Below are 323 nucleotides of genomic sequence, written 5' to 3' on the forward strand. Positions count from 1 at the left end.
TTTTGTACGTTGTTATTGAGTTCTAATTTCTCTGTAAGGACAGGGAATCGTAATTTGTCCTTCCCTTGCGAAATCCATAATTGATATTTTGATTTAGCCATCAATCACGACTCCCTTCGTTCCAGTGTTGATTTCATTTTCTAATTCATCAACCAACATCTGTTTGATCTTTTCAACAAGTGAATCTGCATCTTGACCATTATGATAATGCTGCTCACCATTAAAATTAATGATGATCTGTTTTGATCCGCCAGAAGCAGACGGTGCATTTGATGTGCCAGTTGTTACTGTTTGCACCTGACCTTGTGAAAGCTCAGATGATG

At 37.8% G+C, this 323-nt stretch carries 1 protein-coding gene; it reads right to left on the bottom strand.

Going from position 1 to position 323, the window contains the following annotated elements; genetic code table 11:
• Nucleotides 1-93 precede the first annotated feature (93 nt).
• Nucleotides 94-323: hypothetical protein (locus tag R0J92_RS22150; RefSeq protein WP_411053237.1), on the bottom strand; the 230-nt coding region annotated here is incomplete at its 5' end.

It is taken from the genome of Tritonibacter sp. SIMBA_163, assembly GCF_046535935.1.
Classification (GTDB): domain Bacteria; phylum Pseudomonadota; class Alphaproteobacteria; order Rhodobacterales; family Rhodobacteraceae; genus Epibacterium; species Epibacterium scottomollicae.